This is a genomic window from Vibrio sp. Vb1574, from assembly GCF_033338675.1.
In genome coordinates this window covers 39,551-55,540 of sequence record NZ_JAWOTC010000022.1, presented here as the reverse complement: position 1 = coordinate 55,540, position 15,990 = coordinate 39,551, and the positions used below count along the sequence as shown (strand labels likewise).

Here is a 15,990-nt window from a genome sequence, read left to right as displayed (position 1 = left end):
CAAAAGGAATGACCATGCAACAGATACAAAACCAAAGCCTTGTTTCGTTTATGGTAGCGAATCCACAACAGGGCATTGCAGTGACTAATCCGGCGACCGGAGAACTCCTCGGGTACGCACCAGTTTCAACCGAAAACGACATTTTAAATGGCATTGAACGTGCCAGTGTGGCGCAGAAAGAGTGGGCGGCACTGCCAGCAAAAATGCGTGCTGGCATGCTCAATCGTTGGTTCCAACTCCTGTTAGAAAACAAAGTCGACCTTGGCCGTTTGATGACGTTAGAGCAAGGTAAGCCGCTAGCGGAAGCTCAAGGTGAAGTGCTTTACGGCGCGAGCTTTATCGAATGGTTTGCTGAAGAAGCGAAGCGTACCTACGGTGAGACGATTCCTGCGCCAAGTGCGGACAAGCGTTTGGTGACCATCAAACAGCCAATTGGTGTCGCCTGTGCGATTACACCTTGGAACTTCCCAATTGCGATGATCACGCGCAAAGCAGGGCCAGCTTTAGCAGCAGGCTGTAGCTTTGTGGTAAAACCATCTGAATCTACGCCGCTGTCTGCGTTTGCGGTTGCAGAGCTTGCCTATCAAGCGGGTATCCCACGCGATGTGCTGCAAGTGGTATTGGGGGAAAACTCCCGTCAGGTCGGTGCTATCTTCACTTCACACCCGTTGATTCGTAAGTTGTCTTTCACTGGCTCTACTCAAGTCGGTAGCGTGCTGATGCAGCAAAGCGCGGCTGACATCAAACGTACCTCAATGGAGCTCGGTGGCAACGCGCCATTTATCGTATTCGATGATGCGGATATTGATGCAGCTGTGGCAGGCGCGATGGCGTCGAAATTCCGTAACGCAGGTCAAACGTGTGTTTGTGCGAACCGTTTCTATGTACACAGCAAAGTGTATGACGAATTCGTTGCTAAGTTTGACGCTGCGGTTCAGCAGCTCAAAGTTGGTAACGGATTGGAAGAGGGGGTCAACATTGGTCCAGTGATCAGCGAGTCAGCGAAGCAAGGCATTCAGACGCTTATTGATGGTGCTATCGAGCAAGGCGCGAAGCCGGTTTCAGAGCTTAAAAAGCTCGATGGTCTATTTATGCAGCCAGTGGTTCTCAAAGACGTTACTCACGACATGAAGATTGTTTCCGAGGAAATCTTTGGCCCTGTCGCGCCAGTGATTCGTTTTGACAGCGACGAACAGCTAGTCGAAATGGCGAACGACACCATCTACGGTCTCGCGTCGTACTTCTACAGCCAAAACATTCACCGTGTTTGGAAAATCGCAGAAGCGCTCGAATACGGCATGGTCGGCATTAACGAAGGTATGATCTCTACTGAAGTGGCTCCTTTCGGTGGTGTTAAGCAGTCCGGTATCGGACGTGAAGGAGCAAAACAAGGTATCGATGAATACATGGACGTGAAATATCTCTGCTTTGGCGGCAACTAATTAAGGACAAAACAATGACAAACCAACAACTACACGAAAGAAGAAGCCAAGTTATCGCTCAAGGCATGGGCGCACTGTACCCACTTTACGTCGAGAAAGCAGAAAACGCTTACGTATGGGATATCGAAGGCAACAAATACATCGACTTTGCAGCGGGTATCGCGGTGACTAACACCGGGCATTCTCACAAGCGCATTAGCGAAGCGGTAAAAGCTCAGCTGGACAACTTCTCACACACGTGTGCGATGGTTACGCCATACGCGTCATTCGTAGAGCTGGCTGAAAAGCTGACAGAACTTGCACCAGGTGAGACTAAGAAGAAAGCGATCTTTCTAACCACTGGCGCCGAGGCGGTCGAAAATGCCGTAAAAGTGGCACGCGCTCATACAGGCCGTAGCGGCGTGATAGCGTTTAAAGGCGGCTTTCACGGTCGCACAAACATGACTATGGGGTTAACTGGTAAAGTTGCGCCATATAAAGCAGGCTTTGGTCCTTTCCCGAATGAAATCTACCACGCGCCGTACCCAAATGCGTTCCACGGCATCAGTGTGGAGCAAAGCTTACAAGCGATCGACGATCTATTTGCTTGCGATATCGAACCTTCACGCGTTGCGGCGATCATCTTCGAGCCAGTGCAAGGTGAGGGCGGCTTCTACAAAGCACCTGAAGCGTTTGCACAAGGCTTGCGTCAGCTGTGTGATAAGCACGGTATTATGCTGATTGCCGATGAAATCCAAACGGGTTTTGCTCGTACCGGTAAAATGTTTGCAACAGAGTACCTAGGCATTGAACCAGATCTAATGACAATGGCGAAAGGCATTGCTGGTGGTTTCCCAATCTCAGCGGTGGTTGGGAAAGCGGATGTGATGGACTCTGCGCTGCCGGGTGGTTTAGGTGGCACTTACGCGGGCTCTCCACTTGGTTGTGTTGCTGGTCTTGAAGTGCTGAAAATCATCGAAGAAGAAGATTTGTGTGCTAAAGCGATGGGCATTGGTGAAGTGGTCAATGCACGTATGACCAAACTGCAACAATCTGTGCCTGCTATTGGTGAAATCCGTACCACGGGTGCAATGATGGCGATTGAGTTTACTGACCCAGAATCAGGCAAACCACTGCAAGAGATGACCAAAGCGGTGATTTCTAAAGCGCAAGAAAACGGCCTTATTCTGCTTTCTTGTGGAGTAAAAGCGAACGTGATTCGTCTGTTACCTCCACTGACCATCGAATCTGACGTACTGAACGAAGGCTTAGATAAGTTGGAAAAAGTGATTCTTGAAGTGGCGTAATTCACGCGCTTTTAAATAGCAATAACAAATCAAGGAAGCGGTTGGCATCAATCGTTTCCTTTTTGTTTTTTAGCGTATCTGCTGCCTATCTAAAAAGTATTGCTCAAGCTCCAAGTCGTCACTTTTATTACGGATGACTTAACAATTGGGCTCGTTCTTACTTTCCACTTAGTCGTTACTTTGTTCTCCTCGAATGTGGTTTGGTGCTCGCATTCTAAATCCCGACATCTGAAAGCCACTTGAGTCTATAATTTTATTGAGCGTCATTCCTCACTTTTTGGACTATAAAAATGAGATAGTATTCATATCCCACTTAGGTTGCTTGTCAGATTAGTAGGACGAACTTTGATAACAAAGAATACAAGGTATGCCATTTTACTCGGCTTAGTTCCCATCGCCATATTTGTAGTGGCCTTTCATTCGATAACCAACTTTTACGTCAACTCGGTAAAAGCGTCGAAAATAGATGCTTACGTAGAATATTTAAATCAAAGGTCTGCCTATTTGGACAGAGCAATAGTGAAGCAGATTGCTCAGTTAGATTTTACTTGTAGTGATAGTGATGTAAGAACTTTACGCGACCCACGTTTTTATAACCGTTACATTCGTTTTATTGCGATGACCACAGAAGGCGGAAAAACGTGTTCCACGGTTGGTAGTGAAGTGTCTCGCCCATCTAGTAGTGAACGATTTCAGATGGATGAGAACTTTTTCGCATCACTCATTTTGCCGCAACAGAATGACCAAATAGAGTGGATGGTCATTTATGATAATGAACACGTTGAAGTCTTCTGGGTACTTGATAACAGTTGGGTTAACGAGGTAATAAAAACGCCTTGCAAAGACTGCCTATTTGTAGAGTTTAAGTATGATGAACCAATATTTGGTGATTTAACGATAAGCCGTGGCAAAGCGAATATTGCAGGAGAAGAAAACGCACTCTCAAAAGAGTTTTTCTTTTCAGGAGAGTCTCAAGCCAACATGCTCATCAAGATATTCAGCGGTGAAAAACTTAAAAATTATGCTCAGGAAAGAGTACTTTTGTGGGGCGGTCTTGTAAGTGTGCTTGCTGGTCTTGTGACTGCCTTTGCATACATATCTGGTAAAAGCTTGAGAAAATCCATTACAGGTCTAATTGAAAATGGGATTAGTAATGCAGAATTTATTCCTTACTACCAGGCGATTGTCGATAGTCGCGATGGTAAGACAGTAGGATATGAAGCTCTGATTCGATGGTCGCGACGTGATGGAATGGTGCCACCAAATATGTTTATTGGTGCTGCAGAAGAAAGTGGCCTGATTATCCCGATGACCAATCAGCTTATTCGTAAAATCATACAAGACTTAAGTGACTTACCCGAGCATACGTGGGTCAGCATCAATATTGTTTCCTCCCATTTAGAGTCAGGTGTATTAACGAAGTTGCTGTCGGAGTTAAATTGGCCAATCTCTAATAGAATTCATTTTGAATTGACCGAGAGAATACCAGTAAAAGACACTGAGGCCGCGAAAAAAGAGATTTTGTATTTAACGAATAAAGGCTACAAGTTCAAAATTGACGATTTTGGTACCGGATATGGTGGCTTTTCTTATCTACAAGACTTGGGCATCCGATGTCTAAAAGTGGATAAGATGTTCATTGATCCAATAGGATCTGACGACCAAAAATTGAAAGTGCTGGACTCAATTGTGTCTGCAGCGAACAAAGCGGAATGTGAGATGATTGCAGAAGGTGTAGAGAGCCAGGCTCAAGTCGAATACCTGGCTCAGCATGCGATTTACCTTATTCAAGGTTATGTTTACGCTAAACCAGAGCCCCTGACTAACCTTGCAAGTGCTTAATAGCCATAACGTCATAACATCCCGCTTTAAAGGTGCCAGTTGCCTAGGTTAGCGCTGATTTCTGCTGGTAGGCTCACACTTGAGGATTCCTAACACTCTCATTACTCCTAGAGTGTTAGGAATTAACGTTACTTAGGAGGAGAGTGCGGCTCTTTTCGTTTTGATTGACGTAATGAGCTGAGGTAGTAATGACATTACGATCATTCCTAGCATTAAGCTGTATTGCAGAGGAGTGAACGTTTCCCCCAATAGCAGTAGGCCCGAAACAATGCCTGCGACTGGGTTTGCAATACCACCAAAGGTAAAATCTACGACCGACATCCGCTGTAATAACCATACATACATGCCATACCCTAATGCGGTGTTCAGAATAACTACCCACAGTAACCCTAGAATATTCGTCATGGATACGTCCTGAACGACCGTAACATATGGCTCTGGATTGTTTATCGCCAGCACACTTGTTGCGATAGACATAATCACGCCACCCAAAATGAGCTGCCATGTTAGCACTGTCCACCAGTGCATTTTTGTACCTAGTGACTTTGTTACGCTACTTCCTATCACGATGCACATAATGGCGGAGATCATCGCAAGTAAGCCCACGGGTTCGAGAGAAATAGAGCTAGGATCAAATAAGAACCAAGCTAAAGCAATCAAAGTTGCGCCGCTTATCGCTTGAATGCCACTAGGCTGACGTTTGTAGACCGCCCAACCAAACAGCATCGCAAAAACGGGGACCGAAACCATACCAACACCAGAGATGGCAGAAGGAAGCGTCAACGCCATGACAAAAATGAGACCAAAGAAGCAAGCGATGTTGATGGTTCCTAAAACAAGCAGCACTTTCCACTCACTTCTTTTTGGAAACGAGGGCTTTATTGCCAGCAACAAAAGACCCGCAGGCAGTGCCCTTAGAGCACCAAGTAAAACGGGAGGCCAGTCCGGTAGAGTAAACTGAGTAACAGCATAAGTCGTCCCCCAAAAAAAGGCAGGAATCATCGCAAGTAAAATGTTCATGTTAAATATCTTTATGTAGAGATAATTAAATGTAACGATATCGGCAAGGTGGCTTTTTGTAAAGTATCTTTATGTTAAAATAAAAAATATATGATGTTTGGAGAGAAATAATGGATGCAATTGATAGAGTGGTAGAGCAGTGGGCTAGGGAGAAGCCAGACCTCGACACTGAACCGATGGCAATAATGGGTCGACTAATGCGAATTGCAAAACACATGGAATCTAGGGTCGCCGAGCTACATAAGAAGTACGATCTGAAAATGGGTGAATTTGATGTGTTAGCGACACTGCGTCGAGCTGGTTCACCATATTGTCTTACTCCCTCAGCGTTAATAGAGTCAATGATGCTCACTTCGGGTGCGATGACCAATCGCTTAGATAAACTAGAGAAGAAAGGGTTTATTACCAGAACCCATAGCAAAGAAGACCGACGTAGCGTCACCGTTGAACTAACAGAGCAAGGCTTAACCTTAATTGACAAGCTAATTTTGGAGCATGTAGACGTTCAGCAATCGTTATTGCATGGTTTAGAAGGCAATGAAAAAGAGCAGGTTAACCAGGCGTTAAAATTGCTATTGCCACAATTTGAGTGAGAACGCAGAAGGAGGTAGGGGATATGAAAAGCAAAGAACTAGAACAATACTTAAGTACCTTCATGTGTGCAGAAAGTGATTTCCCATTTGGGCCTGAAGCGCTTGTATACAAAATCAAAGGCAAGATGTTTGCCATCATTGCAGAGAGAAACGGTCGGGAGTATGTCAGCGTAAAAGTAAAACCAGAAGATGGAGAAGTCTTAACGTCGCAGTTTACGGATATTATCCCGGGTTATCACTTAAATAAGCGTCATTGGATAACGGTTTATTTTAACGGTGATGTCGAGGATGGGTTGATTCAAGATTTGTGTGAACGCTCTTATGCTCTTGTCGTTGCCAAGCTGCCGAAAGCACAACGAGCGTTGCTTGGTGAGTAATCGGCAACGCACTGGCCTCTGTTGTCTTGTCGCTCGTTGCTCGTAGCCTTTACGGAAAAATTCGCACCTTTTTCATCCTCGAGCTATATAAGAATAAGAAGGTGGAAAAGGGGAATGATATGCGAGCATTATCTGAATGGCTAAAAGAATATGGTGAGAGTCACCAAAACCCTATCAACCAAAAGATTCACACAATCGCAGTTCCAGGTATTTACCTTTCTGTGGTTGGACTTATTTGGTCGATTCCCCAGATTTCATTATTAGGCTTCGAACTTAATTGGGTTTGGGTAGCGGTGATCCCCACTTGGGTTTTCTATTTTCGTTTGTCTCTGAGCGTATTCATGATGATGATCGGCTACACATTAGCGTGCATTGGCCTTATTTGGTCTCTAGAGGTATTGATGTTGCCCGTTCTGCATATTTCTATGCTCTTGTTTGGTGTATTGTGGATATTGCAATTTATCGGTCACAAGATTGAAGGTAAAAAACCGTCGTTTTTTGAGGATTTACAGTTTCTACTCATCGGCCCGATTTGGGTGTTCAGAAAACACTAGCGATAAGCAAAATCAGGCATCATCCGAATGACACAAGACATATAACGTTCAGAGATTATGTAGCTCTTACTACAGAATACCTCTCCTTCTTATTGCCACGACAAGCATTCACTTTAGATACGCACTATGATTAAAGAGGTGCCAACGCACTTTACGCTATCGAGATGCTTAAACTTACGGCAAGTTTACTTTAGGGGGGGATGAATGTACGATCGACAATATAAATATGCCTATTGGAGAGAAGAGCGTAAAAAAGGCAAATGGCACTATATATTAAAGTCCTTCTTTATGATTTGTTGTGCATTACTGCTTGGTAAAGTCATCGGTTTGTTCATTTTTGGAGAGCTGCATTCTTTAAGCGACATTTGGGAACAACTCCCAGCGGATGTTTTTATTATGATGCTCGTGGGCTTTCCAATTAGTGTCCTTGGTTGGTACCACGAAGAGTCAAAGTTTTTCCGGGCACTGCGACGCAAAGAAAAGCGGTTAAAAGGCAATCAAAATAAACCGAAATAGAGTAACCTTTGTCTCTGTTTGGATTGCCACTTACCTATCTGATCGATTCTATCCCTTCCAGTTGTTTAGCGTTTAGTTACGTGTTGCAAAAAGCCTTCTTAATACAACAAACAGCCCCCAGTGTTGTGGAAGTTGGTACTGTAAGAAACATTAAAAAACGAAGTTGAGCATTAGCGTATAAAGGCTCGCACTGTCATCCTTTGGGGCTGATGAAAACGCGCCAGAGCTATTATTGTAGGCGTTGAACCTTTGCCATTCTGCGTTTAGGGAAACGTTGTAATCTAGGTCGTATCTCAATCCGAGTAAGAAACTGTCTCCACTTTTTTTATCCCGACTATTAAACTGCTGACCGTAAACAATATAAGGAGTCAGCTTGTTTACATTATAACTTGTTGTCGCGTACCAAGATGAGGAAAGATTGCTGGTCTGTCCTTCTACCATAATCACAATGTTATCGAGCTCGTATCTTAACCCTAGAGAGAACAGATCGATCGTGTTGTTTTTTTCTGTTTCAACTAGACGGTCAATGATTGTGGTTCCGCCACCGGGAGTGGACTGCTCAATGTTAGAGAGCGTCGTTGTTTGATCATAATCGCCGTGGAGGTAGGAAAAATTCCAACGATAGCTCTCTCCGCTTAGCGTTAAGTTCATCCCTGCAGTATTGTTTGACTCAATTTCCAATTCAGTACGTTCATTGATGGTTACGTCACTATTGTCTTTAAACCCGACAAACGGCATGGCAGTAAGTACGACTTGCTCATTGAGGTCATGAATCCAGCGTGCAGATAGGCCGTTATAAGCCGTGATACCTAGAATGCTGTCATATACCTCATTCGGTGGGCGGGCTTGGGTAAAAGCGTGGCCGACATAGTTGTACTCAGACATCAAAAACAGTGGCAGTCTTAAGCGTCCTCCTCGTATTTCTATGTTTTGATAGGTATAAGCCAAATACGCCCACTCGAGCTGAGGCGAGCTCCAATGGTCTTGCGGGCGCTTTACGACTTGTGCGGATGCCCGAAATGCCTTGTGAAAATAATCGAGCTGCATGCCGAAAGTGGTATCGCAATCGAAACAAGATTCATCGCCAATAAAGCGGTTAACTAGTAACGTAGTTGGGTTATCGGATTTTGCCCACGAAGTAGAGCCAAAACCACTTAAAGAAAGTTGTTCTGTTAGTTCAATCGTGGCTGAGCTCGGAAAGGTCGCGATACTCAGCGATAACATGGTTAAATATTTTTTCATATCAATTCTCCGAGCTAACCACACATAAAACATGAGCATTACTAGGGACGCTCGATGTTGGGGCATAACCAATTCTATTGGGCTTCTCTTGCATCCATGCTATGAGGTCATCAATGCTGGAGCGTGCAATCACTTTTGGCGGTCTAGCTTTACCTGAAAAAGACAAGCTTGCCCAATGCGCGTTCATTTGCGCTAAATTTTTGTTGAGAAGATAACGATAGAACTCAGCTCTTTCTGTTGATGTCGCAGGCCAGTCAGAGAGTTCAATTCGCTGGCCTTGTAAAAGTTGCGTCTTCCCTCTGTACAACTTTCGCGCTTTATTGACAGTGAGCGGAGAGAATTCGTCATTAAATGAGAAAACGGCGTAGCTCTCTGCAGCGAGAGCTTGGCAATCTAATGAAAGAAGGGCAATCAGAATAAACAGATAGCGTTTTATGTAACGCAAAGGAAAAGCAACGCGAGAATGATTTCTACTCATAGAATCCACCTACATTGCTTGTTCAATTTGATACAACAGTTTTTCTTTGCGCACAGGCTTTGGTACGTAGGCATCCATTCCTGAATCAAAGCAGCGTTGAATATCATCATCAACGACGCTTGCTGTTAATGCGATAATGGGCGTCTTAGCTAATCCTTTACTCGCTTCATAAGCTCTAATTTGCCTAGAAGCTTCAAACCCATCCATTATGGGCATCATGCAATCCATCAAAATAACATCAAACTTTCCATCTTTTTGGAACATTTCGACTGCAATTTGTCCGTTTTCTGCGACTTCGAATTGATAGCCTGCTTTAGATAGCAATAGAGAAGCCACTTTCTGGTTCACTCTATTGTCTTCGACAAGCAAGATACGTTCGGAGCGAATAGGCGTTACCGTTGCTTCTGGTTGCTCTGAACTCGCAGGTAGTTTATGAGTTGTATCGAGAGTAGTGTTCTCTTGGTGTGGTTCAGCAGGCGTCGTGTTGGAAACACGTAACCCAATTGCCTTATCTAACTTCTCTTTAAGCAACCCTGCTTTAAACGGTTTGGGCACATAGTCATCCATTCCAACGTCAAAGCATTTTTGTATATCGTCATCGACCACACTTGCCGTTAGAGCAATAATCGGAATTCTGAAAGCGCGTTTTTCTTTTACTTCTATTTGACGAATTATTTGGGTGGCTTCAAATCCATCCATTACGGGCATCATGCAGTCCATTAAAATTAGGCTGTATTGATTCTGTTGAAATTTCTCAACCGCTTCTTGTCCGTTTACTGCGACATCAAAGTCGAAGCCAGCTTTTGTGACGTGTAGCCCCGCGATTTTTTGATTGACCGTATTGTCATCAACGACCAAAATTTTCGGCAAAGATTTAACATGTTGCGCTGAAATGCTCTCTTGTTGTGCGTGCGAGAAATTTGCCGCACAACTTTCAAGTGCTTTAATTAAGCGCTGCCCTAGTAGTGGCTGAGTGACCAAGGCGCTGATACTGCTTCTAAAGTCGAATTGTGGGCTATGAAGGTGCTTGATGAGGCAGACACGAATGTTTCGTTTACAAAGGCTTTCTATCTCATCGATATGCATCGCCGCTGCATTTGGTGATCCTTCTACATGAATAACGATAACGCGCTCGTTATCAATCCACGTTGGCAACGCACTTAAGGTATCTACTGACTGCGTTATATTGATGTTGAAAAAACTTAACTCGTTACGCAGTTTTTGTTCTAGTTGAGTACTGCTGCATACAATCCATATGTCGTTGTGATTCAGAGCGTGATAAGCGTTAAACTCTTGCGTCACAACAGGAGCAGTTAGTTCAAAGAAGAAGCGACTGCCTTTACCTTTCTCGGATTCAAGTTGAATTTCTCCACCCATTAGCTCAACTAATTGCGTGCTAATGGCAAGCCCAAGTCCAGTTCCCCCAAATTGTCGGGTAGTAGAGTTATCCTCTTGGGCAAATGGAGCAAATATTTTCTTTTGCTGCTGGGCATCAATACCAATCCCAGAATCTTTAACGGAAAACTCGATGACCGCTTCACCATTTTTTATTTCGCGGGTGATGACCGATAGCTCTACACTGCCTTGTTCGGTAAATTTTACCGCGTTAGACATGAAGTTCATGACAACTTGGCGTATACGATGGTCATCCAACATTACGTGGTAAGGCGTGTTACGGCTAATGTTGACTTGCACATCGATGCCTTTTTCCTTTGCTTTCGGTGAAATGATAGAAGCAATGTCATAGATAGACTCTCGAACACAAGTTGAATGTGGGCTAATGAGCAACATCCCAGATTCAATTTTTGAGAAGTCTAGAACGTCATTAATTAAACTCAAAAGCAGTTGGGAGGAGGTTTCAATCGTATCGACGTAATCGCGTTGTGTGGCAGTCAGGGAAGTATCGGATAAGACTTCAGAGATACCAATAACGCCATTTAGCGGCGTGCGGATCTCGTGGGACATGTTGGCCAAAAAGCTACTTTTGGCTTTACTCGCCTTAATTGCATCATCTTTTGCTTGTTCTGCATCTTCTTTAGCTTGTGTGAGCTTTAGTCTGGACAACATCCGCTCATCACTAAGCTTTTTTACCTCTCGAGCAAACTTACTCAGCTCGTCTTTACCCTTTATTAGTTGAGCAAGAGGTGAATTTTCAGTGTTACTTTGTTCATTGCTTTCGTTACTGAGAAATTTGAGGACTAGATTCAAGTTTCCAGTAACTTTTCGCACCAATCTTAGCGTTAAACTTACGACCAACAGCGTTAAAAGGCTCATCATTGCGATAAAGGTAAAGCGGTGCTGTGTCGTCGTGTTGATTGTCTTTGATATATCATCACTCAGCTGCTGTTCCATTTTGTCGTCAACACTTTGTAATAACGATAAGCGTTTGTTGAGTGCAGATAACCCCGCATCAATCTCATCCGGGGTTAATGATTTGAGTTGAGCTGGTTGCAATAAATAAGCACGAAACTCTTGGCTTTTGATAAAGACTTCACCCGTAAACGTCTCAATGAGCAGATCTACTTGTTGTTGATTGGCATTTAGCGTCACAAAACGCTCTAGAAATAGTTGTTGGTTCTGGATTAAAGATTGGATAGAAGCCTGTGTTGTGAGGTCATACTCGTTATTTTCCTCTGAAGATCGAATCAAATATTCGCTTAATCTATGTTCTTCAGTGGACCAGAACATCAACCATTCAAGTTGCATCAAAGAAGAAAGGTGAGTGTTTGTTTCATAACTCACATTTCTAAAATAGACTTTGTCTAAGCTCATGAGGATTTCTTTGAACGTATCAGCGCGCCACTCTGCCGCATCTAACTTTTCTTCTTGATTTTGCGAAGAGAGCATCGAGAGGGTTGCTTCCTCAAAGCTTGTCAACTGGTTTAGTATCTCAGCGTTTTCACCGAATACTGGTGCAGCGGTGTCGCGTAACAATTGAGATATCTGCTGAGTTTTTAGTTGCTTATCTATTACATCAGGGTTATTCGGTAGGTGATAAAGCGAAGATACGCGGTCGATGTAGACAGAGAATAACTGTGCTTTTTGTAGTTCCTGAGCCTGGATAGAAAGGCTTTGTACATGTTTACCCGCGAGGACAAGCAACAATAAAATTGGCAGCAAAACCAACCCAAATAGCTTTTGTTTTACCGACAGGTTGTTCCAAGAAAAGATTCCTACCACGCGCATTTCCATATCCAAGAAGTTGATATGAAAAGTGTAGTTTATTTATCTCAGATGTTAGATTTTAAGAGAAAATTCATATTAATGAGGTGGGGGAAGTGTGACCGATATTGCATTACGAGTACTAACGCGCTAAGCGGCAATAGTTAACAAAACGGCGTTCTAAGCAAAGTGATTGACGCTTTGAGCGCCACTCCCTCGTTGGTATTCAAATGCAATCAATTCCTCAGCTGGTACAGGCCTACCTAAGAAAAAGCCTTGTACGACGTCACAGTGGAGAGACTCCATTCGTGTGAGTTGAGTTTGAGTTTCTACGCCTTCGGCTACTACTTTCATTCTTAGGTTGTGAGCCATGGATACAATCGCGCGAACTAATGAATCGTCTTGATCGCTTTTTCGGATTTGAGCGATAAATGAACGATCAATCTTGAGCCCGTCAAAAGCCATATGTTGTAGGTAGGCAAGGGCTGAATACCCCGTACCAAAGTCATCTAGCCAAACTTCCACTCCGATACTTTGTAGTTTTTTAAGCACATATTGAGCTTTCTCTGTATCATCAATAAAAAGTGACTCTGTCACTTCAACATGAATGGTTTGAGGGGCGACATCATGTCGTCGTAAATACTTAGAAAATAATTGACTTAAATCTTGGCGATAGATTTGTCTTGGGGACAAGTTTAATGCGATGTGAAAATCCGTACCGAAATGTTCTGCCCACATTGCCCGCTGAGCAACTGCCGTCTCAATGATATGTTCTCCAAGCTCCAATATTAAATCACTTTGCTCTGCGATCGGGATAAACGATTCTGGACTGATATAACCTTTCTCGGGATGATTCCACCTAACCAATGCTTCGACCCCAATTAGGCGATAGGTTTTTAGATCAAATTGTGGTTGATACCACAGCTCGAATTGAGACAAGTCACGTACTGAACGACGCAGTTCTCGTTCTATGTATAAACGTTGTTTAATCGTTTCATCAAACGTGGAATCGTATATCGTCATAATGTCTTTACCGCGTCTTTTAGATTCCTGCGCCGCAAGAGAGGAAAGCTGTAAAAGAGACTCAGCGTTTGAACCAAATTCTGGATACACAGCAATTCCGAGGCTTGCCGTAATTTGAATATCGTTCTCTTCCAAACTAAAGGGAGAGAGTAGTTGGCGATGAATATCGTTCGCTTTTTCTCTAGCTTCATGATTGTCCGAGCACGGAAAGGCCAGTACAAATTCATCCGCACCTACTCGACTTACGATGGTCGAAAGGCGGTAAAGCGGCTTAAAATAACTCGGCAAACGGCCTTGAAGCTCTGAGGCAAGATGGCCTAGCAATTTATCCCCAATGTTATGTCCATAGTTATCGTTAATGTGCTTAAAGTCATCCAAGTCAATAAACACAACCGCGAGTGAGGGGGATTTGTGGTCAGTTATTTGCGTTTGAATATCAATGAGTAACTTTTCTCGGTTTGGCAGGGAAGTCAGAATATCGTGGTATGCCATGAACTCAACTCGGCTGGTGTATCGGTTCACTTTGTTTGACATTTTGTTGTACGCCGAAATAAGTTCTCCCACTTCATCTTTGCTTTGTATGTCGGTGACTGGCAGCGCTTGGGTATTTGACTCTGAAAATTGATCTTTTAGTTGCTTGAGTGGCTTAGTTAACGACCGCCCCAAAGCATAAGCGATGATGCTACCGAATAGAACGGATATCCCACTGATCGTTAGCAGCAAGTTAAACATCTTCTGTTTATCGTTTGAGGTAATCGCTTGGACTTGTTCAATGTTCTGTTCTTTCTCTTCCAGTAGATGTATCAAGTTAAGCTCAAGATACACCGCCCCAAGAGTAATATTTGATTGCTGAATCGGCGCTGCGATCTCCAACTGATGCTTGGAAAAGGAAACGAGAGTTCTGGATTCTTCTATTGCTTTCAAAATAAAAGGAGAGCGGTAATGGGGTTGGGCAAACATCCTTAGCTGAGTAGTGCCGTCGTGAAAGATTAGCCCTTCATTGTCAACAACATGTATTTTCGAGACATCTGGCTGGCTCAATGTTGCCTTAATTTGCTCATACGCTTGACTGATATTGTCTGTATAGAGTGGATCAAAAAGCTGTTTTGATAATAGCTCTGCATAAACCAACCCTTTTTGCTTAACGTAAGATTCGGTTTTTTCTTGAGAGTTGTTCGTGATTTGTTGAGTTAAGCTATTTGAATACGCATCGTAACCGTGCATGTATAACGCAAGATTTATCACCACAACAAACAAGACAACGAACATTGTCGAGCAAATGTATTTGGTTTCGAGTGAGAGCTTTTGAAACATCAATCCACCTTCGGTAACAAGTGAACTGACTTGCGCACTGTACTTAAGGAGGCTCGCATTTCTGGAGTAAGTGCGCTGAATTTTTTGGTGTTCTGAAACTTTTTAAGTGCGAGAGAGCCTTCGTGAGTTGTATCCATATCAAGCAGTATGGACGTGATTTTACGCTGTTGCTCTAGGCTCATGCTTGGAGAAGCGAGAATCAAATCCCTGGGTATTTCAACAGAACGAGAAAAAATCGCTAGTTTGTCTTTCATGTTCTCTGGCAAATCTTTGGGATTGTTCCAGTTGAAGTTACTGAATGCTCCTGCCGCAACTCTCTGTTTATATACCCATACAGATAGGTTGATTTCATTTGACTGAGCGAGTTGCTCATCAAGGAATAAATAACCAATACTGTCTTTGGCCGGTTTGTCATCAGGAGAGGGAAGGTATTGCAGTTTTTCTCCGTGATTCAGCAATGTAATCGCAGGTAGGTAATAGCTGCTGGTAGACGTGCGCTTTTCAAAAACAAGCGTTTTTCCGCGCAGGTCAGAAAGTGACTCAATCCCACTCTCTTTATTAGTAAAGAACACAGTATGATATTTTTGCAGGCCTTTTTTCCATCGTATAGCAAGAACTTGGCTATTAGACTCCTTTTCTAAGGTCATCGCATTAAAGGGGGTCGCCGTTGCAATTTGAACGGTGCCATTTTCAAGCGCAACCGCGAGCTGACGATAATTTTTAAATACCTTTACTGCCCCTTTTGCGTAACCATATTCAGCCATATTTTCAGTTACATACTGAGTAAGGGGCGTCGCTTTTTTGATTTTGCTTTGGGCTTTATTGGACACAATGCCAAACGTGAATGTTTTCTCAATATTTTCTTGTGCACTGACAACAAAAGGTGAACTCAGCAAAGTGAGTAATAACAGAGTGCAGGCAGGTTTCATCCGGCTTCAACTTCCTTCTGGTGCATGTCAGTAATATTTAGTATTTATCAATGTGCCGAAATCAATCTTAAAAACAGTATGATGTACAAATTTCGTTGTGTGCGCACTTTTTATAATGTGACTTGGTCACTTATTCCGTTCAAATAGTACCGAATTTGACGTTTATGTACAGGATGAATGTATCACCGTGAGTCTGAATTCACTGGATTCTT

At 43.4% G+C, this 15,990-nt stretch carries 13 protein-coding genes; 7 read left to right on the top strand and 6 right to left on the bottom strand.

Features of this window, described 5'->3' with window-relative positions; all coding sequences use genetic code 11:
- The first annotated feature begins 14 nt into the window (after positions 1–14).
- From R7O12_RS14660 to R7O12_RS14650, 3 genes are all read left to right on the top strand, one after another.
- Positions 15–1,442, top strand: coding sequence for an NAD-dependent succinate-semialdehyde dehydrogenase (locus tag R7O12_RS14660; protein WP_054574098.1), 1,428 nt, complete (start codon positions 15–17; stop codon positions 1,440–1,442).
- 14 nt (positions 1,443–1,456) lie between these two features.
- On the top strand, positions 1,457–2,728 hold the full coding sequence (gene gabT / locus R7O12_RS14655; protein ID WP_170893828.1) for a 4-aminobutyrate--2-oxoglutarate transaminase: 1,272 nt from the start codon (positions 1,457–1,459) through the stop codon (positions 2,726–2,728).
- 519 nt (positions 2,729–3,247) lie between these two features.
- Positions 3,248–4,570, top strand: coding sequence for an EAL domain-containing protein (locus R7O12_RS14650; protein WP_170893827.1), 1,323 nt, complete (start codon positions 3,248–3,250; stop codon positions 4,568–4,570).
- Positions 4,571–4,702: 132 nt separating this feature from the next.
- On the opposite strand, the gene R7O12_RS14645 is transcribed toward R7O12_RS14650, so the two are convergent.
- Positions 4,703–5,590 carry a DMT family transporter gene (locus R7O12_RS14645; protein ID WP_017820923.1) on the bottom strand — a complete coding sequence of 296 codons (888 nt, stop codon included), beginning with the start codon at positions 5,588–5,590 and terminating at the stop codon, positions 4,703–4,705.
- A gap of 110 nt (positions 5,591–5,700) precedes the next feature.
- Here R7O12_RS14645 and R7O12_RS14640 point away from each other — a divergent pair, with 110 nt between their 5' ends.
- From R7O12_RS14640 to R7O12_RS14625, 4 genes are all read left to right on the top strand, one after another.
- Complete coding sequence (locus R7O12_RS14640) at positions 5,701–6,183, top strand: MarR family winged helix-turn-helix transcriptional regulator (protein ID WP_017633984.1); 483 nt, start codon at positions 5,701–5,703, stop codon at positions 6,181–6,183.
- Between the two features lie 23 nt (positions 6,184–6,206).
- Positions 6,207–6,560: an MmcQ/YjbR family DNA-binding protein gene (locus R7O12_RS14635; RefSeq protein WP_017633985.1), complete on the top strand. Its 354-nt coding sequence runs from the start codon at positions 6,207–6,209 to the stop codon at positions 6,558–6,560.
- 119 nt (positions 6,561–6,679) lie between these two features.
- Positions 6,680–7,114 carry a DUF962 domain-containing protein gene (locus tag R7O12_RS14630; protein ID WP_005377800.1) on the top strand — a complete coding sequence of 145 codons (435 nt, stop codon included), beginning with the start codon at positions 6,680–6,682 and terminating at the stop codon, positions 7,112–7,114.
- Positions 7,115–7,318: 204 nt separating this feature from the next.
- Positions 7,319–7,630: a hypothetical protein gene (locus R7O12_RS14625; protein WP_005377799.1), complete on the top strand. Its 312-nt coding sequence runs from the start codon at positions 7,319–7,321 to the stop codon at positions 7,628–7,630.
- Between the two features lie 150 nt (positions 7,631–7,780).
- Here the strand turns inward: R7O12_RS14625 and R7O12_RS14620 are convergent, their stop codons facing one another.
- From R7O12_RS14620 to R7O12_RS14600, 5 genes are all read right to left on the bottom strand, one after another.
- Positions 7,781–8,872, bottom strand: coding sequence for a hypothetical protein (locus tag R7O12_RS14620; protein ID WP_047100672.1), 1,092 nt, complete (start codon positions 8,870–8,872; stop codon positions 7,781–7,783).
- 1 nt (position 8,873) lies between these two features.
- Entirely contained in the window at positions 8,874–9,350 is a 477-nt protein-coding gene (locus R7O12_RS14615; protein WP_318126073.1) for a hypothetical protein, read from the bottom strand.
- Between the two features lie 9 nt (positions 9,351–9,359).
- The gene (locus tag R7O12_RS14610; protein ID WP_080773706.1) at positions 9,360–12,536 is read right to left on the bottom strand and encodes a response regulator; all 3,177 of its coding nucleotides are present in this window, start codon (positions 12,534–12,536) and stop codon (positions 9,360–9,362) included.
- Positions 12,537–12,692: 156 nt separating this feature from the next.
- Positions 12,693–14,849, bottom strand: a complete 2,157-nt coding sequence (locus tag R7O12_RS14605; RefSeq protein ID WP_213874441.1) for a GGDEF domain-containing phosphodiesterase — start codon at positions 14,847–14,849, stop codon at positions 12,693–12,695.
- Complete coding sequence (locus R7O12_RS14600; protein ID WP_005385723.1) at positions 14,849–15,778, bottom strand: phosphate/phosphite/phosphonate ABC transporter substrate-binding protein; 930 nt, start codon at positions 15,776–15,778, stop codon at positions 14,849–14,851. Before R7O12_RS14600 ends, R7O12_RS14605 begins: the two co-directional genes overlap by 1 nt.
- Between the last annotated feature and the right edge of the window lie 212 nt (positions 15,779–15,990).